The 25738-nt window shown below is 42.1% G+C and carries 25 protein-coding genes; 18 read left to right on the top strand and 7 right to left on the bottom strand.

The features are described from left to right. Positions 1 to 46 precede the first annotated feature (46 nt). Positions 47 to 1654, top strand: a complete 1608-nt coding sequence (locus IGI76_RS13820) for a CTP synthase (protein WP_060791466.1) — start codon at positions 47 to 49, stop codon at positions 1652 to 1654. A 263-nt stretch (positions 1655 to 1917) separates the two neighbouring features. Here IGI76_RS13820 and IGI76_RS13815 read toward each other — a convergent pair whose 3' ends face one another. Then, on the bottom strand, positions 1918 to 2373 hold the full coding sequence (locus IGI76_RS13815; protein WP_005233973.1) for a YehR family lipoprotein: 456 nt from the start codon (positions 2371 to 2373) through the stop codon (positions 1918 to 1920). A gap of 368 nt (positions 2374 to 2741) precedes the next feature. Here IGI76_RS13815 and IGI76_RS13810 point away from each other — a divergent pair, with 368 nt between their 5' ends. From IGI76_RS13810 to IGI76_RS13785, 6 genes are all read left to right on the top strand, one after another. Continuing rightward, positions 2742 to 3611, top strand: a complete 870-nt coding sequence (locus IGI76_RS13810; RefSeq protein ID WP_005228297.1) for a class II fructose-bisphosphate aldolase — start codon at positions 2742 to 2744, stop codon at positions 3609 to 3611. A gap of 173 nt (positions 3612 to 3784) precedes the next feature. Then, positions 3785 to 5044, top strand: coding sequence for a UDP-N-acetylglucosamine 1-carboxyvinyltransferase (locus IGI76_RS13805; protein ID WP_060791464.1), 1260 nt, complete (start codon positions 3785 to 3787; stop codon positions 5042 to 5044). 2 nt (positions 5045 to 5046) lie between these two features. Continuing rightward, a complete protein-coding gene (gene rho, locus IGI76_RS13800; RefSeq protein ID WP_005228301.1) occupies positions 5047 to 6342 on the top strand; it encodes a transcription termination factor Rho in 1296 nt (431 codons plus the stop codon). 99 nt (positions 6343 to 6441) lie between these two features. Then, positions 6442 to 6705 (top strand): type B 50S ribosomal protein L31, encoded by a 264-nt coding sequence (locus IGI76_RS13795; RefSeq protein WP_005233979.1) that lies wholly within the window; start codon positions 6442 to 6444, stop codon positions 6703 to 6705. A gap of 490 nt (positions 6706 to 7195) precedes the next feature. Beyond that, complete coding sequence (locus IGI76_RS13790) at positions 7196 to 7822, top strand: restriction endonuclease (protein ID WP_005228410.1); 627 nt, start codon at positions 7196 to 7198, stop codon at positions 7820 to 7822. A gap of 227 nt (positions 7823 to 8049) precedes the next feature. Further along, a complete protein-coding gene (locus IGI76_RS13785) occupies positions 8050 to 8295 on the top strand; it encodes a hypothetical protein (RefSeq protein ID WP_333718713.1) in 246 nt (81 codons plus the stop codon). A gap of 27 nt (positions 8296 to 8322) precedes the next feature. On the opposite strand, the gene IGI76_RS13780 is transcribed toward IGI76_RS13785, so the two are convergent. Continuing rightward, positions 8323 to 9096, bottom strand: a complete 774-nt coding sequence (locus IGI76_RS13780) for a MurR/RpiR family transcriptional regulator (protein WP_060791463.1) — start codon at positions 9094 to 9096, stop codon at positions 8323 to 8325. Between the two features lie 180 nt (positions 9097 to 9276). Here IGI76_RS13780 and IGI76_RS13775 point away from each other — a divergent pair, with 180 nt between their 5' ends. The 4 genes from IGI76_RS13775 (at position 9277) to IGI76_RS13760 (ending at position 13912) form a co-directional block, all read left to right on the top strand. Next, entirely contained in the window at positions 9277 to 10848 is a 1572-nt protein-coding gene (locus IGI76_RS13775) for an alpha-glucoside-specific PTS transporter subunit IIBC (RefSeq protein ID WP_016612789.1), read from the top strand. 28 nt (positions 10849 to 10876) lie between these two features. Continuing rightward, entirely contained in the window at positions 10877 to 12208 is a 1332-nt protein-coding gene (locus tag IGI76_RS13770) for a 6-phospho-alpha-glucosidase (RefSeq protein ID WP_010749959.1), read from the top strand. 65 nt (positions 12209 to 12273) lie between these two features. Further along, entirely contained in the window at positions 12274 to 13440 is a 1167-nt protein-coding gene (locus tag IGI76_RS13765) for an MFS transporter (protein WP_201705288.1), read from the top strand. Positions 13441 to 13453: 13 nt separating this feature from the next. Further along, positions 13454 to 13912, top strand: a complete 459-nt coding sequence (locus IGI76_RS13760) for a PTS sugar transporter subunit IIA (RefSeq protein ID WP_016612787.1) — start codon at positions 13454 to 13456, stop codon at positions 13910 to 13912. A 55-nt stretch (positions 13913 to 13967) separates the two neighbouring features. On the opposite strand, the gene IGI76_RS13755 is transcribed toward IGI76_RS13760, so the two are convergent. Genes IGI76_RS13755 through IGI76_RS13745 form a run of 3 tightly spaced genes read right to left on the bottom strand, consistent with a single transcriptional unit; the run spans position 13968 to position 16521 of the window. Further along, positions 13968 to 14741, bottom strand: coding sequence for an ABC transporter permease (locus tag IGI76_RS13755; RefSeq protein WP_086295692.1), 774 nt, complete (start codon positions 14739 to 14741; stop codon positions 13968 to 13970). Positions 14742 to 14746: 5 nt separating this feature from the next. Next, entirely contained in the window at positions 14747 to 15550 is an 804-nt protein-coding gene (locus IGI76_RS13750) for an ABC transporter permease (protein WP_005228415.1), read from the bottom strand. Beyond that, positions 15547 to 16521 (bottom strand): ABC transporter ATP-binding protein, encoded by a 975-nt coding sequence (locus IGI76_RS13745; RefSeq protein WP_060791460.1) that lies wholly within the window; start codon positions 16519 to 16521, stop codon positions 15547 to 15549. Before IGI76_RS13745 ends, IGI76_RS13750 begins: the two co-directional genes overlap by 4 nt. 398 nt (positions 16522 to 16919) lie before the next feature. Between IGI76_RS13745 and IGI76_RS13740 the strand changes: the two genes are divergently transcribed. Next, positions 16920 to 17588 (top strand): CPBP family intramembrane glutamic endopeptidase, encoded by a 669-nt coding sequence (locus IGI76_RS13740; protein ID WP_151196525.1) that lies wholly within the window; start codon positions 16920 to 16922, stop codon positions 17586 to 17588. Positions 17589 to 17636: 48 nt separating this feature from the next. Here IGI76_RS13740 and IGI76_RS13735 read toward each other — a convergent pair whose 3' ends face one another. Further along, the gene (locus tag IGI76_RS13735) at positions 17637 to 18428 is read right to left on the bottom strand and encodes a helix-turn-helix domain-containing protein (RefSeq protein WP_151196523.1); all 792 of its coding nucleotides are present in this window, start codon (positions 18426 to 18428) and stop codon (positions 17637 to 17639) included. A 233-nt stretch (positions 18429 to 18661) separates the two neighbouring features. Here IGI76_RS13735 and IGI76_RS13730 point away from each other — a divergent pair, with 233 nt between their 5' ends. From IGI76_RS13730 to IGI76_RS13720, 3 genes are all read left to right on the top strand, one after another. Continuing rightward, on the top strand, positions 18662 to 19675 hold the full coding sequence (locus IGI76_RS13730) for an acyltransferase (RefSeq protein ID WP_333718710.1): 1014 nt from the start codon (positions 18662 to 18664) through the stop codon (positions 19673 to 19675). Between the two features lie 177 nt (positions 19676 to 19852). After that, positions 19853 to 20917 (top strand): DUF1002 domain-containing protein, encoded by a 1065-nt coding sequence (locus IGI76_RS13725; protein WP_201688392.1) that lies wholly within the window; start codon positions 19853 to 19855, stop codon positions 20915 to 20917. Between the two features lie 151 nt (positions 20918 to 21068). Continuing rightward, positions 21069 to 21440, top strand: a complete 372-nt coding sequence (locus IGI76_RS13720) for a YccF domain-containing protein (RefSeq protein WP_010749951.1) — start codon at positions 21069 to 21071, stop codon at positions 21438 to 21440. A gap of 255 nt (positions 21441 to 21695) precedes the next feature. Here the strand turns inward: IGI76_RS13720 and IGI76_RS13715 are convergent, their stop codons facing one another. After that, complete coding sequence (locus IGI76_RS13715) at positions 21696 to 22547, bottom strand: MurR/RpiR family transcriptional regulator (RefSeq protein ID WP_333718709.1); 852 nt, start codon at positions 22545 to 22547, stop codon at positions 21696 to 21698. Between the two features lie 152 nt (positions 22548 to 22699). Here IGI76_RS13715 and gnd point away from each other — a divergent pair, with 152 nt between their 5' ends. From gnd to IGI76_RS13700, 3 genes are read left to right on the top strand one after another with little or no spacing between them, the layout of a single operon-like run. Further along, on the top strand, positions 22700 to 23599 hold the full coding sequence (gene gnd, locus IGI76_RS13710; RefSeq protein ID WP_333718708.1) for a phosphogluconate dehydrogenase (NAD(+)-dependent, decarboxylating): 900 nt from the start codon (positions 22700 to 22702) through the stop codon (positions 23597 to 23599). Positions 23600 to 23610: 11 nt separating this feature from the next. Then, positions 23611 to 24612, top strand: coding sequence for a D-isomer specific 2-hydroxyacid dehydrogenase family protein (locus tag IGI76_RS13705; protein WP_010749950.1), 1002 nt, complete (start codon positions 23611 to 23613; stop codon positions 24610 to 24612). Between the two features lie 15 nt (positions 24613 to 24627). After that, the gene (locus tag IGI76_RS13700) at positions 24628 to 25731 is read left to right on the top strand and encodes an iron-containing alcohol dehydrogenase family protein (RefSeq protein WP_005228431.1); all 1104 of its coding nucleotides are present in this window, start codon (positions 24628 to 24630) and stop codon (positions 25729 to 25731) included. Positions 25732 to 25738: the final 7 nt, after the last annotated feature.

The following is a 25738-nucleotide window of genomic DNA, read 5'->3' as shown; positions in this document are numbered from 1 at the left end:
TCTAAATGCTTTTCCTGTAAAATAGATTAAAGGAGTTTTTCAGTTTATGACAAAATATATTTTTGTAACCGGCGGTGTGGTTTCTTCTATTGGTAAAGGGATCGTAGCAGCATCATTAGGACGTCTGTTGAAAAATCGCGGCTTGAAAGTAACGATTCAAAAATTCGATCCGTACATCAACGTCGATCCAGGAACGATGAGCCCATACCAACATGGTGAAGTATTCGTAACCGATGATGGAGCAGAGACCGACTTAGACTTAGGTCACTATGAACGCTTTATCGATATCAATTTGAACAAATACTCAAATGTAACAACTGGAAAAATCTATTCAGAAGTTTTGCGGAAAGAGCGTAAAGGAGAATACTTAGGCGCGACTGTTCAAGTGATCCCGCATATCACCAACGAGATCAAAGAAAAAATCATGCGGGCAGCCAAAATGACTGATTCAGATGTGATCATTACAGAAGTCGGCGGTACAGTAGGGGATATTGAATCATTACCATTTCTAGAAGCTTTGCGTCAAATGAAAGCAGACGTAGGTTCAGACAATGTGATGTACATCCATACGACGCTGATTCCTTATTTGAAAGCAGCAGGCGAAATGAAAACCAAACCGACACAACATAGTGTGAAGGAACTGCGCGGCTTAGGGATTCAACCAAATATCTTGGTCGTTCGGACAGAACAACCCGTAGGACAATCAACGAAAAACAAATTGGCACAATTCTGTGACGTGGCACCAGAAGCCGTGATCGAATCTCGTGACGTTGAGACCCTTTATTCGATCCCATTGGCACTGCAAGCGCAAGGCATGGATCAAATCGTGTGTGATCATTTGAAACTGACTGCACCAGCTGCTGACATGACCGAGTGGCAAGCATTGGAAGAAAAGGTACTGAATTTGAAGAAAAAAGTACGCATCGCATTAGTCGGAAAATACGTGGAATTGCCAGATGCTTATCTATCAGTTGTCGAAGCTTTGAAACATTCTGGTTTTGCCTTTGATGCTGACATCGAGATCGATTGGATCAAAGCCCAAGAAATCACACGAGAAAACGTGGATTCTTACTTAGGTGAAGTAGACGGTATTCTCGTTCCTGGTGGATTCGGTGATCGCGGGATTGAAGGAAAAATCGAAGCGATCCGATATGCTCGGGAAAACGATGTGCCATTCTTAGGGATTTGTCTAGGGATGCAAATGGCTTGTGTGGAATATGCCCGCAATGTCGTTGGCTTGGAAAATGCCAATTCCGCAGAAACCGATCCTGAAACAGCCAACAACATCATTGATTTGATGGCTGACCAAGAAAACATCGAAAACTTAGGTGGGACATTGCGCTTAGGCTTGTACCCATGTAAAGTGAAAAAAGGCACCAAAACAGCTGCAGCTTATGACGGAGAAGAAGTTGTTCAAGAACGTCACCGTCATCGTTATGAATTCAACAACAAATACCGTGAAATCTTTGAAGCAAACGGGATGGTTTTCTCAGGTGTATCACCAGACAATCGTTTGGTTGAGATCGTTGAGATCCCAGAAAACAAATTCTTCGTGGGTTGCCAATTCCACCCAGAATTGATTTCTCGTCCAACTCGCCCACAACGCTTGATCAAAGCCTTTGTTGGAGCTTCATTGGATAACCGCCAACCATAATAATCGCTAGCGGCAAACCAAGCAATGAATGTGCGAAACTCCTCATCTCAAGATGGGGAGTTTTTTTGAGTTGCGCCATCCCAGTAGTCCGTAAAAGGTTGAAACTTGCATGAGCGTTGGTAGAAGGTATCCATTTCTGCACACAAAAAACTTCCGTCAAAACGACCGGAAGTTTTTGGCTGATGCATTATTTTTTTCGCTAGCAGTTTGAATGAAATCCGCCAGCGGGAAACCCATGTTGATTTGCTGGTGCCTAGAGAGGATTATTCTTTTAGCTTATACCCTTGATCTAAGAGCATTTCCTCTGTACGTTCCATGCTGATCCCATTTTCGGTGTTTCCTTCGAAACTAACCCCAGGCAATTGTTTCGCTGAATCATAATCCAACTCATCATAATTGATGGTCAATGATTCAGTCGCTTCACTATCTGTATAGTCGAGGGAATAGTCCAACCCTTTGACTTGCTGATACTGTTCTGCAATCGGATCAAGCACGGTTTGTGCTTCTTCTTTAGTCGTTACCCCGATCGCTGAATAAGGCATGACATTGTTCGCAGTCTGAGTTTTTACTTTATCGCCTTCATAAGTGAAGACCAGTTCCATCGAAACCCCATTTTGATCCATTGTGAATGTTTTGGTTTCTTCCTTGGCCCCCGAGCTACAGCTTGCCAAGAAAAGAACTCCGATGACTGCCAAAAATCCAATAAGCGCTTTTTTCATTTTATCCCTCCTTTTTTACATAATAATATAGCCGCTTTCACAAGGCTATTCTTATGCTCAAAAGAGAAGAAGAAAGGATTTGCTGGAAGATTATGATAAAATAACGAAAAAATATGTGAAATTTTTCTCGAATTTTCACATGCCGATTTGTTATCTAACGACCACAGACAGAAGAGCAAAACCTTACAGAATCCTAGACTTTCAGAAAAGATGATGAAAATGCTGGATTTTTATATTTGTGCAATCTTTTTTTGAAAAGAGAAATTCCTCTTTTTAGTAGCAAATACCGCAAATCTTTGCTAAAATAGCATTGTCGGTTAAGCATTGCTTAACAAATAAAGTTTTTCAAAACTTAGGAGGAATTTTTTATGCCAGTAGTATCAGGAGCTGAATTCTTAAAAGCTGCTCGTCAAGGCGGATATGCAGTCGGCGGATTCAACACAAACAACTTAGAATGGACACAAGCGATTTTAAAAGCTGCTGAAGCGAAAAAAGCGCCAGTTCTAATCCAAACTTCAATGGGTGCTGCCAAATATATGGGCGGATACAAAGTTGCTAAAGACATCGTTACAAACTTGGTTGATTCAATGAACATCACTGTTCCAGTTGCAATCCACTTAGACCACGGTGATTATGATGCAGCAATGGAATGTATCGAAGTTGGTTACACTTCTGTTATGTTTGATGGCTCTCACTTACCATTTGAAGAAAACTTGAAATTGGCTAAAGAAGTTGTCGAAAAAGCACACGCAAAAGGCGTTTCTGTTGAGTGTGAAGTTGGTTCAATCGGCGGAGAAGAAGATGGAATCATCGGTTCTGGCGAATTAGCTGACATCGAAGAATGTAAACAAATGGTTGCAACTGGTATTGATTACCTAGCTTGCGGAATTGGTAACATTCACGGTCAATACCCTGAAAACTGGAAAGGCCTTGCTTTTGACCACTTACAAGCAATCGCTGATGCAGTAGGTTCTGATGTACCATTAGTATTACACGGTGGTTCTGGTATTCCTCAAGACCAAATCGAAAAAGCAATCTCAATGGGTGTTTCTAAAGTAAACGTAAATACTGAATTCCAATTATCATTTGCTAAAGCAACTCGTGAATACATCGAAGCTGGCAAAGATAAAGAAGGTAAAGGATTCGACCCTCGTAAATTATTAGCACCAGGTGTTGCTGCAATCGTTAAAGATGCAGAAGAACACATCGACTGGTTCGGTTCAGCTGGTAAAGCTTAATCTTAATCAAAGATCAAAACTCTTAGAATCACCGATTCTAAGAGTTTTTTTGCTTTCCAAGAAAATATTCTTGATGCGGGGATCAAAAATATCCTGCATCTTTTTTCTTTGAGTGATCTGTGCTAAAATTGGAATGATACACATAAATTAAAAAAGAGTATAGGTGGAATTCCATGAAAAAAATTGTCATCAACGGCAATCGTCCCTTAAAAGGTGAAGTCACCATTAGCGGCGCAAAAAACAGTGCAGTCGCATTGATCCCGGCAGCGATCTTAGCTGATTCACCGGTCATTTTAGAAGGAGTGCCTGACATTCAAGACGTGCACTCATTAATTGAGATTATCGAAATCATGGGTGTGAAGACCCATTTTGAAAACAATACGCTAGAAATCGATCCGACAAACATCGTTTCGATCCCGATGCCTAACGGAAAAATCAATAGTCTACGAGCTTCTTACTATTTCATGGGGGCATTGTTGGCGAAGTTTGGTGAAGGCGTCGTTGGGTTGCCTGGCGGCTGCTTCTTAGGTCCGCGACCAATCGATTTGCATATTAAAGGCTTCGAAGCACTTGGCGCAAAAGTCACCAACGAACATGGTGCCATGTATTTGCGTACCGAAGAAGAAGGCTTGACTGGCGAACGTATCTTCCTAGATATGGTCTCCATCGGAGCAACCATCAATGTGATGCTGGCAGCAGTAAAAGCCAAAGGCAAAACGATCATTGAAAATGCCGCACGAGAACCTGAGATCATTGATGTTGCGACCCTTTTAAATAATATGGGAGCGAAAATCAGAGGTGCAGGTACCAATGAAATTCGTATCGAAGGCGTGGAAGAATTGCACGGTTGTCGTCATTCCATCATTCCAGACCGGATCGAAGCAGGAACCTACCTTTCTTTAGCCGCAGCAGCGGGGGAAGGCATTACTGTCAAAAATGTGATTTATGAGCATTTAGAAAGCTACATTGCGAAATTGGAAGAAATCGGCGTGCGGATGGATATCAGCGAAGATGAAATCTATGTGCATCCCTCAAAAGACTTGAAACCAGCGACTGTGAAAACTTATCCTTATCCAGGATTTGCCACAGACCTGCAACAGCCGATCACACCATTATTGCTAAAAGCAAAAGGAACGTCGGAGATCATGGACACGATTTACGCCAAACGGGTCAACCATATTCCTGAATTAGCACGGATGGGCGCACAAGCAACGACAGAAGGCAACATGATTTTTGTTAGCGGACCGAGCCAATTGCACGGAGCAGAAGTTGTCGCTTCTGATTTGCGAGCAGGAGCTTGTCTTGTCATTGCCGGATTGATGGCGACTGGCACGACCAGCGTCTTTAATGTCGAGTATATTTTGCGCGGCTATGATCATATCATCGAAAAACTAACGGCTCTTGGAGCTGATATTCAAATGATAGAGGAGTAATTATGAGCGATTATCTTACGATGGCAGAGTTGGAAAACAAAACCTTAAAAGAGATCTACACCTTTGCCAAAGAGTTTCGAATTCCTTATTACAGCCAGATGAATAAAAAAGAATTGTCATTGGCTGTGATACGGGCGCAGGCGGAAAAACAAGGCTTCTTTTATATGGAAGGAATCTTGGATATCGTAGGCCAAGAAGGCTACGGTTTTTTACGCCCAATCAACTACGGACCGAGTGCAGAAGATATCTATATTTCTTCATCACAGATTCGTCGGTTTAGTTTGCGTAATGGTGATAAAGTCGCCGGTAAGGCGCGCCCGCCCAAGGAATCTGAGCGCTATTATGGATTGATGCACGTTGAGTCTGTTAATGGCAAAGATCCAGAAGATGCCAAAGAGCGTCCGCATTTTCCAGCGCTGACGCCGCTTTATCCGAATCGTCATTTAAAATTAGAAACAACGTCAGGACGCCTTTCTACGCGGATGATCGACATGCTGTCGCCAGTGGGTTTTGGCCAACGGGGACTGATCGTTGCTCCGCCTAAAGCTGGGAAAACCAGCATCTTGAAAGAAATTGCCAATGGGATCACTGACAACTATCCTGAGGTGGAATTGATCGTTCTTTTGATCGACGAGCGCCCAGAAGAAGTGACTGATCTGGAACGCAGTGTCAAAGGCGATGTTGTTTCTTCAACCTTTGACCTGCAGCCTAGCAACCATACCCGTGTTTCTGAATTGGTACTAGAACGGGCGATGCGTTTGGTAGAAGACAAGCGTGATGTCGTGATTCTGATGGATAGTATCACTCGTTTGGCAAGAGCCTACAACTTAGTGGTACCGCCAAGCGGACGTACACTAAGCGGCGGGATCGATCCAGCTGCTTTGTACAAACCAAAGAAATTTTTTGGTGCTGCCCGTAATATTGAAGAAGGCGGCAGTTTGACGATTCTTGCCACCGCACTGGTGGATACCGGCAGCCGCATGGATGATGTCATCTATGAAGAGTTTAAAGGAACCGGCAATATGGAGCTGCAGCTTTCTCGCAGCTTAGCAGAACGTCGGATCTTCCCAGCGATCGACATCAAGAAATCTGGTACCCGTAAAGAGGAATTGCTGATGAGCAGCGAGCAATTGGAAGAAACCTGGCGCTTACGCAACAACATGTTGGGGGATTCCTTGGAGTTCACAGAACAATTCATTCAATTCTTGCGTAAAACGAAGAACAATGAAGAATTTTTAGCGGCTTTTCATGATGTCCATTTCGGAGACAAACGGCAAAAAAGAAATATAAAAAGATAATTGCATCTAAAAACCAAACATGGTAAGATAGTCATGTTGTAAAATCGACAAATCAACTCTGGTGAAGCAAATGAGCCAGGGCAAAGGAGAGAAGAAGAAATGAAACAAGATATCCATCCAGATTATCATCCAGTTGTATTCATGGACTCAACTACTGGTTTCAAATTCTTATCAGGTTCTACAAAGAATTCTCAAGAAACTGTTGAGTGGGAAGACGGCAACACGTATCCATTGATCCGTGTCGAAGTAACTTCTGATTCACATCCATTCTACACTGGACGTCAAAAATTCACACAAGCAGACGGACGTGTGGACCGTTTCAACAAAAAATACGGTCTCAAAGACACAAACGCTGCAGAATAAGACAAATAACTGCAAATGTTGTTTCGGCAACATTTCTGAGGTTTCCCTTTTACGAGGGAAACCTTTTTTTATTTTTATAGGTAATAGACACTCAACTGCTAAAGCGAAAGAAACCATTCAGAATCTGTTACAAGTAAAGTAAGAGGACTCAATAGATCAGTAAGACAAGAATGTGGAAATTAGCACTATAACGAATCCTATCTAAAAATTTTCTTAAATGAAGCAGTGATCAAGAGTGATTTGATTTAACCTTCGATTGTTATTGAATATTCAAGCTTCAATTGACTTTTAGCTTAAATAAAATTATCATTAAATTAATAATATCCCTATATAAGTTTCTTATTTTGACTTATTTCGCCGGATTCAAACGATTTTTTGAGAAAAGTAGATTTTTCCTCTCTTAGAACCAGTTTTATTCTACATAATCAAAGACCACTTACTAGCTAAGCTTTAACTAATCACATCCAAAACAATCAAGAAAGGAAGAGGCATGTTTTCATTTAAGAAAAAGAAGGAAGTTATTAATTTACCAGAACTAAGCAACTTTAATGAACGTACATACCCGAAAAAATTGAAAAAGATTGTGGCTCAATTAGAAACCTGTAAATCTGAGGATTTGAATTATATTGCTGAATGTATTTTACAAAAGATGGGATATACCGTCCAAAACATCGATGGTTACAAAGATGGTGGTATTGATGTGTATGCTTTTTCTAATAATAAAAAGGCAATAGCGGTCCAATGTAAAGCTTGGAATCCGCAAAAGACAACGGAGCGGATCAGTAAGCCACTCGTTGCCGCATTTAAAGGGATTTTTCCAGACAAAGGGTTTCCCAATGGGCTTTTCATCACTACACATTTTTTTACAGATCAAGCATTAGAAATAGCCGGTGATAATCTACTGTTGGTTGACAGAAAAAAGCTGATTGAGCTGCTTGCGCATTTTTATCCAGAAATGATCAGTGAGTTATTTTATTATAAAACCTTGACTGAATTAGAAGAATGCAAGAGTTGTAAAAATGGGAAGAAGTTGAAACTTTATAATAAGAAGAAACGCAACTATTACTATATCTGTGAAACATGTGGAGAGTATAGCTCGTTTAATTATTCATCATGAAAAAAAACAAGAGAAAAGCGTAATGAATGAACGGATATCCGTTATTCATTACGCTTTTTTCGCGACTTATGTCACAGTCATTTTTTTTCTCAAATTAATTTTAACAAATGTGTCCTATACGTCGGGTGTAATGACTAAAACAGCCTCGTTTGTTTCGGTAGGTTCGTAGCCAGCTTCCCGTGTTTTTGACGACTTAAAGTGTATTTGAATAGAAGAAAACGTAAGAAATGGCAATCAAGCAAACCAACAATAAACCAGAGAGTGACAGAAAAAGCAGCATGATTCGTTTCTTCTTCAATCCAAGTACAAGTATCACTACATTCAATAGAAAGAAAACAAGTAAAATCGCTAAATATTCCATAACTGGTCCTCTTTTACGTTTTTATTTATCTTACCAGAGATTGGCTGCTTTTCCTAGCAGAAATTGGCTGAAAATGGCTTATTCAAGCGTCTTGCAAAATACTGTAAGTTAAATGAATTAAGGAAAACCAAGAGAACTTTTATGGCTCTGAGACGCTTGCGGCTTGTTTTTGCCAAGCATCATATTTTAACAATAAGTACTCGATCACAAAGAAAAGTGTGGCGGTCGTTTGAAAGGGAGCGATCGCATTTTCGGTTGACTGGATCTCTGGATTTAAAAAGAAAATCGTTTCAGAACAGAGTTTAGAAACCGTTGAGTTTCTCAGCTTCGTGATCCCGATCGTGTTGATATTGCGCTGTTTCAGTTGCTTTGCTAGTTTGACAACGGTGGGTGACTCACCGTTTAAAGTAATCAAAATCACTAAATCATCTGGCTCGATGATGCGATAAAATTGTTCATTGACTGAGATCGCACCAAAATCGTAGACAAGTAGTCCATTAGGCAAAAATAAGAGTTTCATATAATTGGAAACAAGGTTTTGAATGTCCCCTGAACCATAGACAAAGATTCGTTTGGCATGAGCCATCATCTTGCACAATGCTGTAAAATCTTTCTTTTTTAAATTTTCAATCGTTTGAATATGATTGTCTAGAATTTCGCCTTCAATCTCAGAGAGTAGGGCATTTTCTTGTTGTACCTCGTTCTTTAAATGGTATTTGAATTCTGAAAAGCCATCAAAGCCGATTTTTTGACAAAAGCGCATAATCGTCGTCCTAGAAACGATGCACTCCTTGGCTAAATCATTGATGGACATTGCCAAGCAGTGCTTTTTGTGAGTGGTGATGTAGGACCAGATCAAAAAGTCATTCTCGGTTAATCTTGACTGGTAGGTAGTGATACGGTCTTGCAGCATAGGCTATCTCCTCATTTTATCTCTCCATTGATTCTGTGTGACAATTCACATTTTATGTGAAAAAAACCTTTCAAATGTGAGAAACTTTTAAACAACGGAAAAGGGTTTCATAGCATCATTTTAATAGTAAAATGAGAATCAGTAAAGCGCTTAACTAAAAAACGTGAAGGACGAAAAACTATGATGAAAAAAATTCAAAGGTTCGGCGGAGCGATGCTGGCACCGGTCATGCTGTTTTCCTTTTTTGGGATTGTTATCGGCTTTTCTCTGCTATTTTCGAATCAGACGATTATGGGGGATATCGCAGCACCAGATACCCTCTGGTTCAAATTTTGGAATGTGATCGCAGCAGGAGGCTGGACGCCCTTCTTCCAATTACCGCTTTTATTTGTAGTAGGGCTGCCGATCAGTCTAGCTAAAAAATACGCCGCTCGCGCTACGATGGAGGCACTCGTTACTTATATCGCTTTTAATTATTTTGTAAATGCAATTTTAACTTTGTGGCCAGAATCATTTGCGGTAGATTTAGCTCAAGGGGCAACTGCTGGTTCTGGGTTGACCTCGATTGCAGGAATCATCACCTTAGATACCGGCATGATGGGCGGCTTGCTGATTTCGGGAATCGTTGTCTATCTCCACAATCGCTTCTATGAAAAAGAATTGCCAGAAATGCTGTCGAATTTCAGCGGATCAGTCTTTGTAACCATGATTTCCTTTTTTGCCATGGTTCCTTTGGCAGTACTCATGTGTTTTGTCTGGCCAGTTATCCAAGAGGGAATGAGAAGCATGCAAGGCTTTTTCATTGAATCAGGAAACTTCGGTGTCTTTATTTATCAGTTCTTGCAAAAAATACTGATTCCAACAGGCTTGCATCACTTTGTTTATGCACCGTTTGCCTATGACAGTGCGGTTGTCGAAGGGGGAATGGCCGTTTATTGGGCCTCCCACATTGGCGAGTTCCAAACTACTGCGTTTTCGCTGAAAGAGCTCTATCCGTTTGGCGGTTTCTCACTATCAGGAATGTCGAAAGTCTTTGGAACGGCAGGTCTGAGTTTAGCGATGATCCAAGCGGCTCGGCCTGATAAAAAGAAAAAAGTGATCGCATTGATTGCACCGGCAGCATTGACGGCTATTTTGACCGGAATCACTGAACCAATCGAGTTTACTTTCTTGTTTGTTGCACCAGCATTATGGTTTGTTCATGCTTTACTGGATGCTTCGATCGCCACAATCTCCTATGCTTTCGGGGTTGTCGGGGACTTTGGCGGCGGATTGATCAACTGGTTAGGTCTAAATTGGCTGCCCTTGTGGAAATTTCACAGTTCAACTTATATTACCCAAATCATTATCGGGCTGATTTTTACCGCTATCTGGTATTTTGTGTTCTCCTTTATGATCAAGAAGTTCAACTTAAAAACGCCTGGACGTGAGGATGATACTGCAGCAATGCAGTTGTATACAAAAGCAGATTATGACAACAAAAAGCAAGATGAAAAATTACCAAAACATGTGCGGCAAGCACAGGCCTATATGCACTTGGTAGGTGGGAAAGACAATGTCATTGATGTAACGAATTGTGCGACACGGCTGCGTTTGACTGTTAAGGATGCCGACAAAGTTGCAGATAGTACGCAGTTTCAAGAAGCAGGTGCCTCAGGATTGGTCAACCCTGGAAATGGCGGCATTCAAATCATTGTAGGATTAACGGTACCAACGGTTAGAGAATCATTCGAAGAACTAATGGCCGAATAAAACAGAATCACAAGGAGGAACAAGTACCATGAGTAAGAAAAAAAGTTCAATTTTAATTGCAGGTGGCGGAAGTACCTATACACCATCGCTAGTTATGATGTTATTAGAAAGTCAAGAGCGCTTTCCAGTTAGAAAAATCAAATTTTATGACAACGATGAAAAGCGACAAGAAACCGTAGCAAAAGCTTGTGCGATCATTATTGCCGAGCGAGCGCCAGAAGTACAGTTCGAATATTCAACCGATCCAAAGGAAGCTTTTACGGATGTCGATATCGTAATGGCACAGCTTCGTGTCGGCAAATATGCTATGCGGGAACAAGATGAGAAAATTCCTTTCAGGCATAATGTTGTCGGACAAGAGACCTGCGGACCTGGTGGTTTAGCTTATGGCCTGCGCTCGATTGGACCGATCTTAGAACTAGTCGACTACATGGAAAAATACTCGCCAGATGCCTGGCTTTTGAACTATTCCAACCCAGCAGCAGTCGTTGCCGAAGCGACCAGAAGATTCCGACCAAATTCAAGAATCATCAATATTTGTGATATGCCAGTTTGTTTGGAAGATATCATGGCGCGAGTGATTGGGTTGAAGGATCGGAAAGAATTTGAGACGAGCTATTTCGGCTTGAATCATTTTGGCTGGTGGACCAGCATCAAAGACCATGACGGCAATGACTTGATGCCACAAATCAGTGCGCATGTTCAAAAGTACGGCTACACCGAACAAACACAAAAAGGCCAGCATAAAGAAAGCAGTTGGCTGGAAACGATGTGGGCGGCTAAAGATCTGCACGAAATTGAACCAGAATTTTTATCGAATACCTATCTGAAATATTATTTGATGGCTGATGAAACGGTGGCTCATGCGGACAAAGAGTATACCCGTGCCAATGAGATCATTGACGGACGAGAGAAGTATGTGTTTGATGAATGCCGACGAATCGTTGCAAACAACACAGCAGTTGATACAACATTTGCCTCAAACGAACATGCGTCCTTTATTACAGACCTTGCTTGCGCACTAACCTTTAATACGAAAGAACGCATGATTCTTATTGTTGAAAACAACGGCGCAATTGCCAACTTTGCCCATGATGCAATGGTGGAACTGCCTTGTCTAGTTGGAAAAGATGGCTACGAAGTCTTGTCGATCGGTGATATTCCAACATTCCAAAAGGGATTGATGGAGCAGCAGATCGCATCTGAAAAATTGGCAGTTGATGCTTGGGAACAAGAGTCTTACCAAAAATTGTGGCAGTCCTTTACTATGAACAAAACTGTACCAAGTGCGAAAGTCGCCAAAGAAATATTAGATGAAATGATTGTGGCGAACGAACCATATTGGCCAGAACTTAAATAGGTCCAGCAGGTAAAAAGGAAAGGGATCGGCTGAAGGAATTTCCTTCAGCCGATCATAAACAAAGAATGGAAATCAAACACAAATTTCAAGTAATCTATTTTGTTCAATATGCAACGATGGCGATTTTGATGACACAAATCGTTCCTTTTTTAACTGAGCAAGGCTATGATGCGCTTGAAAGAGGCTGGTTTTTAGCCTCCTACAGCATCACGACAATTCTTTTTCAGTTAGTGATCGGCTATTATTCGGACAAGAGCAAACGATTAAAACGTATTTCGATGCTTCTGATGATCTTTCTGGTTTTCTTCTCCATTAGTTTTTATTGGTTAGGAAAAGACCACTGGCTGATCCATTTTCTGGTATTGGCTATTGCGGGTGGATTAGCCAATACAACAGCAACGGTGCTCGATAACTGGGTATTATCGGAGTCCAGTACTTCAAAAAGAATTGCTTCAATCAAAGCAAACGGCTCTTTAGGGTGGAGTATGATGAGTGTCTGCGTGCCATTCTTTTTATTTTCCAATAATTATCGCTGGTTTAGTTTGCCGCTGCTCCTCTTTTTGCTTATCAATTATACATTTTCACGAACGATCCCAGAGAAAAACGCCTTACCGCAAAAGCAAGGAACAGCAACAAACAGCGGTGTCTCGCTGGCAGACATTCTTCTGTTATGCAAAGACCGACGCTTTTTGGTTTATACGGGACTGTTCTTTCTCTTGTACTTGACGATCGTTGCGAACAATACGGTCGTTATCGACAAGCTGATTACAATGGAAAGAGGCAGTGAATTTGTTGGTCTGAAATGGTCGATCCAATCCTTTTGTGAAATTCCAGCGTACCTTTTGCTGAATCGCATGATTGCTAAATGGAAAAATGAGCGCTTGATTTTGATTGCAGGCATATTTTTAACCTTACAATTTTTTGTCTATTGGCTTGCTAGTAGCCCATTCTTACTTTTGGCAGCCAGTTTTCTGCAGTTTTTCACTGTACCGGCATTTACCATCGGCAGTCGAATGATTATCAGTGCTATTACACCGCCAGCTGTTTTTTCTTCTGGACAACTGATATCGATCAGTGTGTACATTGGTGCGGCATCGTTTCTTTCGCCATTAGCTGGCGGCTTTCTTTCGCAGGTGCTGTCCCTCGATACTGCCATCTTTATCTTTGGTTTATTGCCCTTCGTAGCTTTTCTTATCTATTCTAGCTGTCAGAGAACACTGTCGGCAATCTAAGGAGGAATTACGGATGCTTTTTAAAAGAAAAATAGAAATTTGTGCACCGGCAACAGGCCGACTGCTACCGATCGAAGAAGTACCAGATGAGGTATTTTCGTCTAAAATGATGGGAAATGGATTTGCCGTTTCTCATCATCACGGAAAAATCTATGCACCAGCAGCCGGGACGGTTCGAACGATTTTTCCAACACAGCATGCCTTAACCGTTGAGTTGGTGGATGGCCGTTCCCTTTTGATCCACATGGGAATTGAAACAGTGGCGTTAGCAGGGGAGCCCTTCACGATCGCGGTCCAAGAAAACCAGTCAGTCACGACAGGTGAGCTGCTGGCAGAAATGGATGTAGCAGCAGTTGAGGAAATGGGCAAAGAGACCATGGTGATCGTTGTCTTCATGGAGGAACAAGGCGGGAAGTGCCTGCGAACTGACGGCGATATTCAGCAAGGAGAAGCTGTTTTTCACTTGAAATAACCGAATAAAAAAGGAGCGCATTCTCTTAGTTTCAAAGAGAGGCGCTCCTTTTTATTTACGAACCCGTAGAAATATAGTTCTTCAAACCTACTCGCCAAAAGAAGAAGGCGGGAAAGGCAAAGAGTAGACAAACCAAGGGTGATAAGATCCACCAAGGATTAGTTACGCGACCAATGACATACAGAAACGGATAATACTGAAACCAAGCCATCGGCACGACGTAGGTCAATAAACGCAAGACGTGTTTTCCGTAGATACTGAAGGGGTAGCGGCCGAACTCGCGGGCACCATCGGTAAAAATATTCATAAATTCAAGTCCTTGGATCGTAAAGAAGGAAATGGCGGCATACACTAAGAACAATAGGGCGAAAAAGAGGGCGCCGCAGACGATCATCAGAAAAAGAGTCAGGACATTTCCAAAATGCCAAGCAATTCCACTATTAGGAATCGCATAAGCAAACAACAGCAAGGCTTGAATAAAACGGCCGAGACGCGAGAATTCCATTTTGGAAGCTAAGACTTGAAAAATCAAGGAGCGAGGGCGCACGAGTGCTCGATCGAACTCGCCATTACTGATCATTTGCGGAAAAAGATCGAACCCGCGAAAGAAGCATTCCGCAATCGAAAAGGCAAACAAAACCGTCGCAAAGGAAAGCAGGACTTCCTCAAAGGTGAAGCCATTCACTTGATGAAACCGGGTAAACATAAACCAAATGCCTAAAAAAGCAGTAAAGGAACCTAAAAATTGTCCCAAAGCGGTTAACACAAAGGAAACTTTATACTGCATCTGACTTTTGAGATGAATACAAAAATAATGCCAATAAACCATATTCCTTAACCTCCTTGCACAACGACGCGTTTGAGCGCCTGCTGCAGCCAAATTTTTCCGATCACGATCAAAAGTACGAGCCAAAACGCTTGTAAGAGCAATGCTGAAACAAGCGCAAAGCCAGTCAGATCCCCGTTGTAAATTCGCAGCGGGACGTTTTGCATGGAAGCAAAAGGCAATAGTTCCACGAATTGGCGAAAAGGCTGCGGAAAGAAAGGCAGAGGAATGACCCCGCCAGCTAAAAATTCACCGATGGAGCTGATGACGATCCGCACCCCGATGGAGGATAATGTATAAAAAGTTGAGATGTAGACCAGCTGCGACATAGCGATCACTACACCTAAACTCAGCGCCATAGACAAGAGAAACAAGAACAAGGCAACGATGTTTGCTGGCAGAATTAAACGATAAGGTGCTGGCAGTAAAAAGGCAATCACAAAAATCGGTCCGCAACGCAAGACGGCTTTTGCTAAGCGATTGGCAGCCGATTGGCAAAACCAGCGATTGTATAGATCCATCGGCCGCACAAGTTCATAGGCGATCGACCCTGTGGTGATGGTATTGAAAATTTCTGCCTCAAAGAACCACAACATAAATAAGGATAAGAAGGCTTGCTGGAGCCAAACATAGGAGACGGTTTGTTGAAAGGTCATGGGAAAGGCACTAGGATCTGCTTGGTAAAAGGCGTGGAATGCCAGAATTTCCATCAAGCCCCAAGCTAGTTGCGTAGCCATCCCGGCAATCGCCGCCGAGCGGTATTGCAAGGTATTGATAAAGCGGATGCGGAAAAATGCCTGATACTTCCTCATATTTGATACTCCTGATACAGCTTAGCGACCATTTCTTCGGCGGTGATACTGGCAACGGCCAAATCAGTGATCTCGACTTGATTGCTGAGCAGACTGAGCAGCTGAGCGACCGACACTTCTTTGGGATCAAGCTTCAGAACAAGGCGACCGACGTCTTTTTGAAGCAGCTGGACGTTTTCTGGTAGATGGGGCTCATTCCCTTGATAGTCGACCTCCAGCGTTTTGACATCAGAAAAACGGTGCTTTAGTTCATCGAGGCGACCATCTAGCAAAATTTGCCCTTTGCCGATCAACAGAATTCGTTGTGTCAGCGCCTCTATATCTTGCATATCGTGGGTCGTCAGGATGACTGTGGTACCTTTTTCTTGGTTTCTTTTTTTGATGAACTGACGCACGGCGATTTTTGATACAGCATCTAAACCGATGGTGGGTTCATCAAGAAATAAGATTTTGGGGTCATGGAGTAAGGAGGCTGCGATCTCACAGCGCATACGCTGACCGAGACTCAAGGAACGAGCAGGGGTTTTTAAGATCTCACCTAAATCTAGTAAGGTGACTAATTCTTCTAGGTTGCGTTGATAACTAGCAGCGTCGACTTTGTAGATATCACGAATCAAATCAAAGCTGTCATTGACGGGGACATCCCACCAGAGTTGACTGCGCTGCCCGAAGACGACGCCGATGTCTTTGACATGTTGGATACGTTCTTGCCAAGGCGTACGACCATTGATGTGACAAACGCCTTGATCAGGGGTCAAAATCCCGCACATGATTTTTATGGTGGTACTTTTTCCAGCACCATTAGGCCCGATGTAGCCAACCATTTCGCCTTCATTGATGGTAAAGCTGATGTCTTGCAACGCATGGACGGTGGTGGTTTCACGAGAAAGAAAGGCTTTGGCTGCTTGGCGAAAGCCGCTTTTTCGCTTGGATACTTGGAAGGTCTTGCTGAGGTGTTCTACTTGGATCATTTGGATTCACTCACTTTCTTTTGACAAACGCGACAAAAAGAGCATTCGAAATCGAATACTCGCAACGAGTTGGTCCAAACGAACATGGTTGGGGCAGCGGTTCGTCAGCCAAACAAAAGTAGGAACAGTGTAGCATAAGAGAGCGCTTTTTTCAAACATTACTTATATTTTTTTTGAAAAGAATGGGAATGAAAAAGCGTGGTTTATTCGATAAAATGAGCAAAATAACTATTTTTATTTTTTATTAGTTGTAAATAATGAGGAAACTAAGTATCATTATAAGCAGCCGATAGTGGCTAAGCATTTTCTGGAAACATGGGGAACCAAATGATGGGCTGTGTCATGATTTGTCGTAACCCAATCCTGAAAAATGCAATGAGCAAACAATGGAGGAGAGCATGAAAGCAGTAAAGAATGTCTTTATTTTGATTGGCTTATTCTTACTTAGTCAAGTAGGGATGACCGCATTTAGCGTGGTAAAAATCTATTATTTGGAAGCAGGAGAACCGACGATTCCTGCGATGATCAGCTATGGGTTGATTGCCTTGCTTTTGGCAAACATTGGTCTACTGATGTTTTTGGCTAAAAAGTTAGGACTTGCCACCTTTGACTTTGGCTGGTCAACGAAGAAAAATTGGCTATGGATCGTCGGAGGGTTTGTTTTAGGTCGAGTCGTTGCAGTTGGCGGAACGCTCTATCTGCAGCATATATCCGATCAAGAGGCGACCGCCAATGATGCATTGTTAGGGGAACTGTTTACAGGCGAAAATCCGCTTTTGATCTTTTTATTGATCGCTGTTGCTGCGCCAATTATGGAAGAGATCGTTTTTCGTGGTGGGTTTATTGGCCTTTTATTCGAGAAATACCCAATAGTCGGGATCATTTCAAGTGTGGCGATTTTTAGCATCATCCATTCCGTCACCAATCTGGTCGAGTTTCTGATTTACGGTGCTATGGGACTGATTATGGCGTTGATTTATGTAAAAACTAAGCGTCTAGAAACAGCCATCGCCATGCATTTTCTTAACAACGCCTTGGCGGCGATCGCAATGATCTTGCTAGGATAAGAAAGTCAGCAAAAAACCACCAAATCAAAACGATTCGGTGGTTTTTGTTTACTCTGGCAGCTGTCCTTGTTCAAAGGGCAATTGCGCCAGTTTTTCTGCAGTAAAGAGGAGGTCGCCTTCATCTTCGATAGAAAATGCGACACCAGCTGCTGATTTTTGATAGACGCGCGCTTTATTCATATTACGAAGATAAAGATCCTTGCCTGCATTTAATTCTGGTGCAGCTAAATTGTCTTCGCGATTGCTGCGAATGACGATTTTGCTTGTTTGCGCGCCAAAATGAAAACCGCGATGACCAAAAGCCGTTAATTGGCTGGCATTTTCGCTGCTGTATTCTTTATAACCCGACAGACGATCCGTTTTTACCAGCGGCCGATCGATCGTATAAGTGATCAAGTATTCCGTATCCTCAGGTAGTTGAATCACTTGTCCGGTTGCCTCATTCGTTATCTCAGTGGCAGGCAAGCGATACTTTTTTATAGAAGTGATCGTTAGGTCTTCTTTTGTAAAAAAGACTGGATCGATCCAAAATGCTGCCAACAAAATCGTACTTAAGCTAATACTGAGAATAGTCAAAAGGGCGATCAATACGAGGCCAATTCGTTTGCGGTGGGTGGTCAGATTAAGTTCTTGGACCATCTGCTGATCTTCTTTTAATAAATAGTCCAAGGTCAATTCAAAATAGCTGCTCAGCTTGACTACTTGGTCTAGATCAGGATAGCTCTTGCCGTTTTCCCATTTTGAAATCAGTTGCCGAGTGACAAAAAATTCCTGCGCCAATTGTTCTTGTGTGAGATTTCGTTTGGTGCGTTCTTCTTTGATAATTTTCCCAATATCCATGTGTCTGTTTTGCCTCCATCATTCTTCTTATATTATAGCAAACTCTTTTCTATGCGAACGAGGATCTATGAAATTAGCGATGCAACAAAGGGTAACATCCTTTATTTATCAATGTTTCTACTTGTTGCGCTGCCTTTCTATCTTGGAAGCTTTCCGTGCTGGTCACAAAAAGAAAGGACCAGTAGAGTGAAGTATGTTTGATCAAATTTGACGGAGAAAGGAGAAACGATCGAATGAAGACAAAACAACCTATGGTTCCAATTGGCTACATCCAATTCATCGCTTCCTTATTGGTGATTCTCGTTCATTGTGGCCGACTGGCAGAAAACAATGGGCTTCATTTTTTGTTAAAGAGTCTCTTATGTCGTTTGGCGGTTCCTTTTTTTCTGCTGCTGAATGGCTATTTTTTTCAAAAGAGTACCTGTTCATGGCAGCAATGGTGCAAACGACAACTCAAGCTTTATTTGCGTTGGTCGATCGTGTATCTTCCCTTAGGCTGGTTTTACTTAGGGCAGCAAAATCTTGCTGATTCATTACGGGTCATCGGTTTGGCTACTGGCTTTTTTACAGTAGGGGTCTGGTACCATCTTTGGTATTTTCCAGCGTTGCTCTTTGGCATGTGGTTAGTAAGGAAAACCCGCTTTCTTGGCTATCGGTGGCAGTTTTTACTGGCGATCAGTTTGTATGTGATTGGCTGTCTTGAAACGTACAGCAGTTATTTAAGTGGACCTTTATTGGTATTTTATCAAAATTATCGGACCCTATTTTTTACAACGAGAAACGGTCTTTTTTATGGGTTTCTTTTTTTGCTGTGCGGGTTTTGTTTAGGTGAACACCAGAAACGTCCTTTTTTCACGAAGCATCTTGGCAGAAAATTCGCGGTCTCTCTTTGCTTATTAAGTATTGAAGGTCGACTCGTGTATCTCAATCAGGGGGACGATAAGAATTTCATGCTGTTCTTTGTGCCGACGACTCTTTTTTTCCTTACTTGTCTTATCAAGCAGCAACCACAAAAGCGGACTTGGCAAGCAAAACAAGCAGCTGAGGCTAGTCGATTGATCTTTCTGAGTCACCCGCTGTTTCTGGAATCCGGGAAAGTCTTTTTTTCACTAGGAGGGTTTCCGTTGTTCTTTTATACGATAGTTTTAACGGGAGCCTTTCTCGGCTTGAGGAAAGTGGGCAGCCGTTTAAAATCCTATGCTGTTGGGTTTGCTAAAAAAACAGTTGATGAAAAGAAAAGCGCCTAAAGTATTGCTGTACCAAGGATAATACCAAATTGCGCCTTTTTTAAATAGCAGCAGAGTTCTAAGTTTTTCTTCATTTCAGACCCTAGACGTAGGCTTTGCAAGAAAACCTATAGTACAATAACAGCAGTAAGAGGGAAAAATCCCTGAAAAAGAGATCAACACTTGGAGGATATAGTGATGAAAAAACAGACTCGAAAACCAGCGATGATTTTAGCGACTCTCTTGGTATCTAGCCAAGTTTTATTAGCAGCACCACAAGTTTTTGCTGACGAAACCAATTCAACGACGAGCAGTTCCACTGCAACAAGCAGTTCTACCGCAACGACAGCCACTACCGACAGTCAAACAAGTACCTCTGACAGCAGTTCAGATCGTTTGCAAGTCAATGCTGTGGCGATCGGAAATGCCTTGACGAAAGCACAAGAAGACTACACACTTGAGCGCTTAGGCATCCAAGGCGAAACACCGATTTATACGACAAACGGTAATGACTTGATGAAATACATTCCCGATGGCGGCTTTACTGCAGATTGGGCGGTCTATAGCTCGGTCAGAATGCAGACTTTAGAAAGCGGGGCAGGAATCACTGTCGATATCGCGACACCAGATAACATTACCCGCATCACTGCAGCCCAGTACCAAAATGCAGCGCTGACGGCAGGGATCACTGATGCGAAGCTAACGGTCGCTTCTGCTGTACCGATCGACGGTTCCGGAGCTTTAGCTGGGGTATACAAAATCGTTGAAGAATCAGGCGGTGTCATCAATCAGAATCGAGTAGCCGTAGCTCAAGATGAGATGGATGTGCTGTCTACGATCACCGAAGAGAATAAAGATAAAGAAGGCTATTCCGATGAAGCTTTGAATGCAGCGCAAGAACAAGCGAAAACCGATTTGGCTGCTCAAACTGCAGATGGTACGGAATTAACCCAAGCAGATATTCAAGAAACAGTAGAAAAAGCCTTGAAGGACAACGGACTGGAAGGAATCGTTACGGAAAATCAAATTTCTGAATTGACCTCTTTAATGAGCGACATGCGAGACAACAATATCTTCGATGACTTCATCAAAGAATTGGATCTGTCAGAAGCTCGCAAGCAAATCGAAGAAACCTCTAAGGGCCTTTGGCAAAATATCAAGAGCTTCTTTAGCGGCATCTGGTCTTCGATCACCGGTGTCTTCGGCAATGATTCAAATGAGTCTAACAATAGCAGCGAATCAACCGTTGATTCTGGGCAATAAGCATTTTACAAAATAACACATTTCGCTTGTATTAAGAAAAAAGAGAAGCGGAGCATCAGACGATAGCGCACGTCTGAGTGCTTTCGATGTCCTCTGCTTTCTTTGCTAAAACAGGAACAGTCTTTATTAAAAAAAGAAGGAGGGCAATCAGATGAATTTTTTAGGCAACGTGATTTGGTTTGTCTTTGGCGGCTTGATCGGTGCGATCTCATGGTTTTTGGCTGGGTGTTTATGGTGTATCACCATCATCGGCATTCCCATTGGTCTGCAATGTTTTAAGTTTGCGACGTTGTCACTCGCACCATTTGGGAAAGACATCGTTTACCGTGGCGGTGGCGTGTCCGTGATTCTAAATATTTTATGGTTGATTTTTTCTGGTATACCACTGGCTTTAGGCCATTTAGCTAGCGCAGTCATTCTAGCCATCACGATCATCGGCATTCCATTTGCGGCGCAATCATTGAAAATGGCGCGCTTAGCGTTGATGCCCTTTGGAGCAGAGATTGTGTCTAGTCGTTATTGATTTACCTAAAAAAAGATAGTCTTAAAAAACCACATTACAGAGCGGATAGCTTTGTGATGTGGTTTTTTTGCGAACATTAGCAAGAGTAAGGGACAAGATTTTTGGCAGGCTCAGCGCATTTGAGATTCAGAACTGAAAAAGTTGATAAGAAACCAAAGAAGAGTACAGAAAAAAGCACAAGTTTTTTTGCATATCAACTGTGATTCACAAAAGAATTAGCGAAACGCAGAAAAATGTAAGTTTTTTCTTCCCTTCTCAGGGTTCTTTGATTTTTGAAATGGAGCGCCGAATTTTGGCAATCGATTGTTGTGCTTTGTCTCGATTAATAAACATTAAGATGACATAGAGGGAATCCATGATGCTCAGTTGAGCGATTCTGGATGCCAATGCCTCTGAGCGAAACTCAGTTTCTTCGGAAATAGAGATGAAAACCACGTCGCCGAGTTTGGCTAAAGGGGAAGCAGCATGGCTAGTAATGACGATAATTTTGGCCCCATTGTTTTTGGCAACTTGAGCTAGTTCAATGGTTTCTCTTGATTTTCCAGTATGAGAGATAAAAATGCCGCAATCATCTGGCGTCAACAATGAAGCCTCCATCAGTTGGATGTGATAATCACTGCTGTGAAAAACAGTGATCGGCGAGCGCAAAAATTTGTGATAGGCATCGGTTGCCACGATCTCTGAACCACCAACGCCGAAGAAAAAAAGTCGTTTAGATTGATTGATCATTGCAACAGCAAGCTTTAAATCTTCTTCTTTCAAAAGATTTTTGGTATCAGTCAATGTGGTCATATTGGAATCAAATACTTTTTGAGCCATAGTCAATTCATTATCAGACTTCTGGATATTTTCATGGATCGAAATGGCAGAAAAATCATTTTCCTGCATCAGCATTGCCATTTTGAAGTCTTTAAATCCGTTGTAACCGAGTTTTTTTGTGAATTGAAAAAAGGTCGAATCAGCGATGCCTAATTCATTGGATAAATCACTGATTGAACTGTGGCTGACTTTACTAGGATTTTCCAAAATGTAGTCGGCAATCGCTTGTTCTTTGAGACTTAAGTCTTTATAAAGCGTTTTTATTTGCAGGCGAATCGAAACAGTCAAAGACGGTTACCTCCTTTATATGAACATTATTATCTTTGTATTGTTACGTTACCTCTTTTAAAGAAAAAAAGCAAATAAAAATTATTTTTATTTTTTATGTTTACAAAAAAATATTTTTTTGTATAATGAAAGTATGAAATGGAGGCGCTATCATGGAGATAGGAATTATCGGACTTGGAAAAATGGGATTGAACTTGGCCCTCAATTTAAAAGATCAAGGTTATCAAGTAAAAGGGCTGGATCTTTCGATACATGCGCAGAAAACAGCGCAAGAAGCTGGAATTACACTCTATCAAACGCTAGCTGATTTGACGAATTCTTTTAGCGGCCGACGGGTTTTATGGTTGATGCTTCCTGCGGGAACTGTGACTGAGGGGATTCTTGAAGAACTATGGCCCCTTGTATCAGCGAAAGACATCGTGATTGAAGGCGGAAATTCTAATTACAAAGATTCGATTCGCCGAGCAGCCTGGTTTAAAGAAAAAGAGGTGCATTACTTTGATTGTGGGACTTCTGGTGGGGTTTCCGGAGCTAGAAAAGATGCATGTTTGATGATTGGCGGGAATGAAATCGCTTTTTCAGAGGTGGAATCTTTGTTTGCAGATGTGGCTGTTTTAGGAGGCTACCTTTATGCAGGGGAATCAGGAAGCGGTCATTTTCTAAAGATGGTCCATAACGGTATCGGATACGGAATGATGCAAGCCATCGGTGAAGGCTTTCAATTGATTGAACAAAGTGCCTATGACTTTGATTTGGCTTCCGTCGCAGAGGTATGGAATCATGGATCGGTTATTCGCAGCTGGCTGATGGAAATCGCAGCGGCCCAATTTAATGAGAGCCCTAAGTTGGAGGAATATCGCGGGGTTGTTGCAGCTTCTGGTGAAGCTAGGTGGACAGTGGAAACGGCTTTGGAGATGAATGTTGCTGTACCGACGATCGCTATGAGTTTGTTTATGAGAAATTTGTCCCAAGAAGAAGACAGTTTCTCAGCAAAAGTCGTCTCTGCGCTAAGGAATGGTTTTGGTGGTCACGAGATTGTTGCAAAAGAGTAAGGAGGAGGAATATGGAACAGTTTAAGATCGCTATAGTGAATTCCAGCAGCTTTGGAAAAATCTTTCCGCAGCATATCGAGCGGTTGAAAGCAATCGGAACTGTCAGTCATTTCACGTTCGATAGCGAAATCAATGGGAAAGAATTGGCAGAAAAGCTTAAGGGATACAACATCATTATAGCAAGTGTTACCCCATTTTTTACCAAAGAGTTTTTTGAGTATAAAGATGAATTGCTACTGATCACACGCCACGGGATCGGCTATAACAATATTGATTTAGAAGCAGCGAAGGACCACCAAACGATTGTTTCGATCATTCCAGCTTTGGTCGAGCGAGATGCAGTAGCAGAAAATAATGTGACCAATCTATTGGCGCTTCTGCGCTGTACAGTTGAATCGAATACAAAGGTCCGCGAAGATCAATGGGAAAAACGAGCGAACTTTGTCGGACGCGCATTATTTAACAAGACGGTAGGGGTGATCGGTGTCGGCAATACTGGAAGTTGTGTAGTAGAAATATTGAGAAATGGTTTCCGCTGCGAGGTTTTGGCATACGATCCATATAAGTCCGCTTTGCATATTCAAAGCTATGGCGGAAAAAAAGTCGAGCTAGACGAGCTGCTAGCAAAATCAGATATTATTTGTCTATGTGCTAACTTGACGGAGGAAAATTATCATATGATTTCCTTTGAAGAAATTTCAAAAATGAAAGATCAAGTATATCTCTCCAATAGTGCCCGTGGCGCACTTTTGAATGAAGAGGCAATTGTAAGCGGATTAAAAAGTGGGAAAATCGCTGGTCTTGCCACCGATGTCTTAGAGGAAGAGCCTGGTCATAAAGATCATCCGTATTTAGCTTTTGAAAATGTAGTTATGACACCGCATACATCGGCTTATACTATGGAATGCTTAGAAGAGATGGGAAACAAATGTGTAACGGATATTGAACGAATCGTTAAGGGGCTGCTGCCAGACCGTGCTGTTCAAGCGGAAAGTCGGTTTTTGGCTGTATAAAGGAGAGTGAAACTCGTGCTAACGGATTTAAAAGTAAAGGTTGGACCGCAAGTTTATCGTTACCATGAAGGCGCGATCGACTATGTGCCGGAAGTATTAAAAGAGTACAAAGTAAAACGACTGCTGCTCGTACATGGAACGGTTTCATGGGAAAAAGCAAAACCAAAATTACTCTTTTTAGAAGATGCGCATTTGGAAATTTTTTATCATCGCTACACGGGAGAATGCAGCTATTATGGCGCTGGGCTGATTGCTGATCTTGTTGAAGAACTGGCGATCGATTTTATTCTGGGGGTTGGCGGCGGGAAGTTAGCCGACTTAGTGGGATATGCAGCACATGTAGTCAATCGACCCTTTGGACTGATCCCAACATTGGCCAGTAATTGTGCACCATGGACACCCTTGTCTGTCATGTATAAAGAGTCGGGAGAATCTGAAGGAAAGTCGGAACACTATTTAAGACAGGCTGCTTTTTTGATTACCGATCCGACGTTAGTGATCGATGCACCAGTCTCCTACTTCATCGCCGGTTTAGCAGATACGTTGGCAAAGTGGATTGAATCGGAAGCAATCTTAGCCCAACCACATTTGAAAAATGAGCCCTTCTTGCAAATGGCAGGCTATACAGCAAAATTATGCGAAACAGCTATTTTGACACAATCGAAACAAGCGATTGAAGATATGAAGCGGCAGGAAGTGACAGACGCCTTTTGTCACTTGTCGGAGATCGTTATTGCAGTTGCTGGAATGGTAGGCGGGCTAGGCGATAAATATGCCCGCAATGCAGCGGCGCATGCGATGCATGATGCCATCAGTAAATATCTGCCTGAAAGTCATCGTTTTCTTCACGGGGAAAAGGTTGCCTATGGGATGTTTTATCAATTAGCCCTTGAAGAAAAATGGACGGTCATCGATCAGTTGATCCCCTTTTATCAAGAATTGCACTTACCAATGAGTTTACATCAAATGGGTATTTTTCCTGAAGATGCACAAGTCATCGATCAGTTGGTGCAGTTCATAGATTCGAAAGAAAAAGTACACTTGATTCCAGTCTTAATCACCAAAGAACGCTTGAAAGAAGCTGTTCTTGATTTAGAAAACTATTTGAAAGAAGTTTAGGAGGAGG

The organism is Enterococcus sp. DIV2449a (genome assembly GCF_051711225.1).
In the GTDB taxonomy this organism is placed as follows: Bacteria; Bacillota; Bacilli; order Lactobacillales; family Enterococcaceae; genus Enterococcus_D; species Enterococcus_D casseliflavus.
This window is presented reverse-complemented; position numbering and strand designations above follow the sequence as displayed.

What these genes read in the sequence shown, in the direction of transcription:
- IGI76_RS13820 (WP_060791466.1), top strand. Translation starts at nt 47, where the DNA reads ATGACAAAATATATTTTTGTAACCGGCGGTGTGGTTTCTTCTATTGGT.
- IGI76_RS13815 (WP_005233973.1), bottom strand. Translation starts at nt 2,373, where the DNA reads ATGAAAAAAGCGCTTATTGGATTTTTGGCAGTCATCGGAGTTCTTTTC.
- IGI76_RS13810 (WP_005228297.1), top strand. Translation starts at nt 2,742, where the DNA reads ATGCCAGTAGTATCAGGAGCTGAATTCTTAAAAGCTGCTCGTCAAGGC.
- IGI76_RS13805 (WP_060791464.1), top strand. Translation starts at nt 3,785, where the DNA reads ATGAAAAAAATTGTCATCAACGGCAATCGTCCCTTAAAAGGTGAAGTC.
- rho (WP_005228301.1), top strand. Translation starts at nt 5,047, where the DNA reads ATGAGCGATTATCTTACGATGGCAGAGTTGGAAAACAAAACCTTAAAA.
- IGI76_RS13795 (WP_005233979.1), top strand. Translation starts at nt 6,442, where the DNA reads ATGAAACAAGATATCCATCCAGATTATCATCCAGTTGTATTCATGGAC.
- IGI76_RS13790 (WP_005228410.1), top strand. Translation starts at nt 7,196, where the DNA reads ATGTTTTCATTTAAGAAAAAGAAGGAAGTTATTAATTTACCAGAACTA.
- IGI76_RS13785 (WP_333718713.1), top strand. Translation starts at nt 8,050, where the DNA reads ATGGCAATCAAGCAAACCAACAATAAACCAGAGAGTGACAGAAAAAGC.
- IGI76_RS13780 (WP_060791463.1), bottom strand. Translation starts at nt 9,096, where the DNA reads ATGCTGCAAGACCGTATCACTACCTACCAGTCAAGATTAACCGAGAAT.
- IGI76_RS13775 (WP_016612789.1), top strand. Translation starts at nt 9,277, where the DNA reads ATGATGAAAAAAATTCAAAGGTTCGGCGGAGCGATGCTGGCACCGGTC.
- IGI76_RS13770 (WP_010749959.1), top strand. Translation starts at nt 10,877, where the DNA reads ATGAGTAAGAAAAAAAGTTCAATTTTAATTGCAGGTGGCGGAAGTACC.
- IGI76_RS13765 (WP_201705288.1), top strand. Translation starts at nt 12,274, where the DNA reads ATGGAAATCAAACACAAATTTCAAGTAATCTATTTTGTTCAATATGCA.
- IGI76_RS13760 (WP_016612787.1), top strand. Translation starts at nt 13,454, where the DNA reads ATGCTTTTTAAAAGAAAAATAGAAATTTGTGCACCGGCAACAGGCCGA.
- IGI76_RS13755 (WP_086295692.1), bottom strand. Translation starts at nt 14,741, where the DNA reads ATGGTTTATTGGCATTATTTTTGTATTCATCTCAAAAGTCAGATGCAG.
- IGI76_RS13750 (WP_005228415.1), bottom strand. Translation starts at nt 15,550, where the DNA reads ATGAGGAAGTATCAGGCATTTTTCCGCATCCGCTTTATCAATACCTTG.
- IGI76_RS13745 (WP_060791460.1), bottom strand. Translation starts at nt 16,521, where the DNA reads ATGATCCAAGTAGAACACCTCAGCAAGACCTTCCAAGTATCCAAGCGA.
- IGI76_RS13740 (WP_151196525.1), top strand. Translation starts at nt 16,920, where the DNA reads ATGAAAGCAGTAAAGAATGTCTTTATTTTGATTGGCTTATTCTTACTT.
- IGI76_RS13735 (WP_151196523.1), bottom strand. Translation starts at nt 18,428, where the DNA reads ATGGATATTGGGAAAATTATCAAAGAAGAACGCACCAAACGAAATCTC.
- IGI76_RS13730 (WP_333718710.1), top strand. Translation starts at nt 18,662, where the DNA reads ATGAAGACAAAACAACCTATGGTTCCAATTGGCTACATCCAATTCATC.
- IGI76_RS13725 (WP_201688392.1), top strand. Translation starts at nt 19,853, where the DNA reads ATGAAAAAACAGACTCGAAAACCAGCGATGATTTTAGCGACTCTCTTG.
- IGI76_RS13720 (WP_010749951.1), top strand. Translation starts at nt 21,069, where the DNA reads ATGAATTTTTTAGGCAACGTGATTTGGTTTGTCTTTGGCGGCTTGATC.
- gnd (WP_333718708.1), top strand. Translation starts at nt 22,700, where the DNA reads ATGGAGATAGGAATTATCGGACTTGGAAAAATGGGATTGAACTTGGCC.
- IGI76_RS13705 (WP_010749950.1), top strand. Translation starts at nt 23,611, where the DNA reads ATGGAACAGTTTAAGATCGCTATAGTGAATTCCAGCAGCTTTGGAAAA.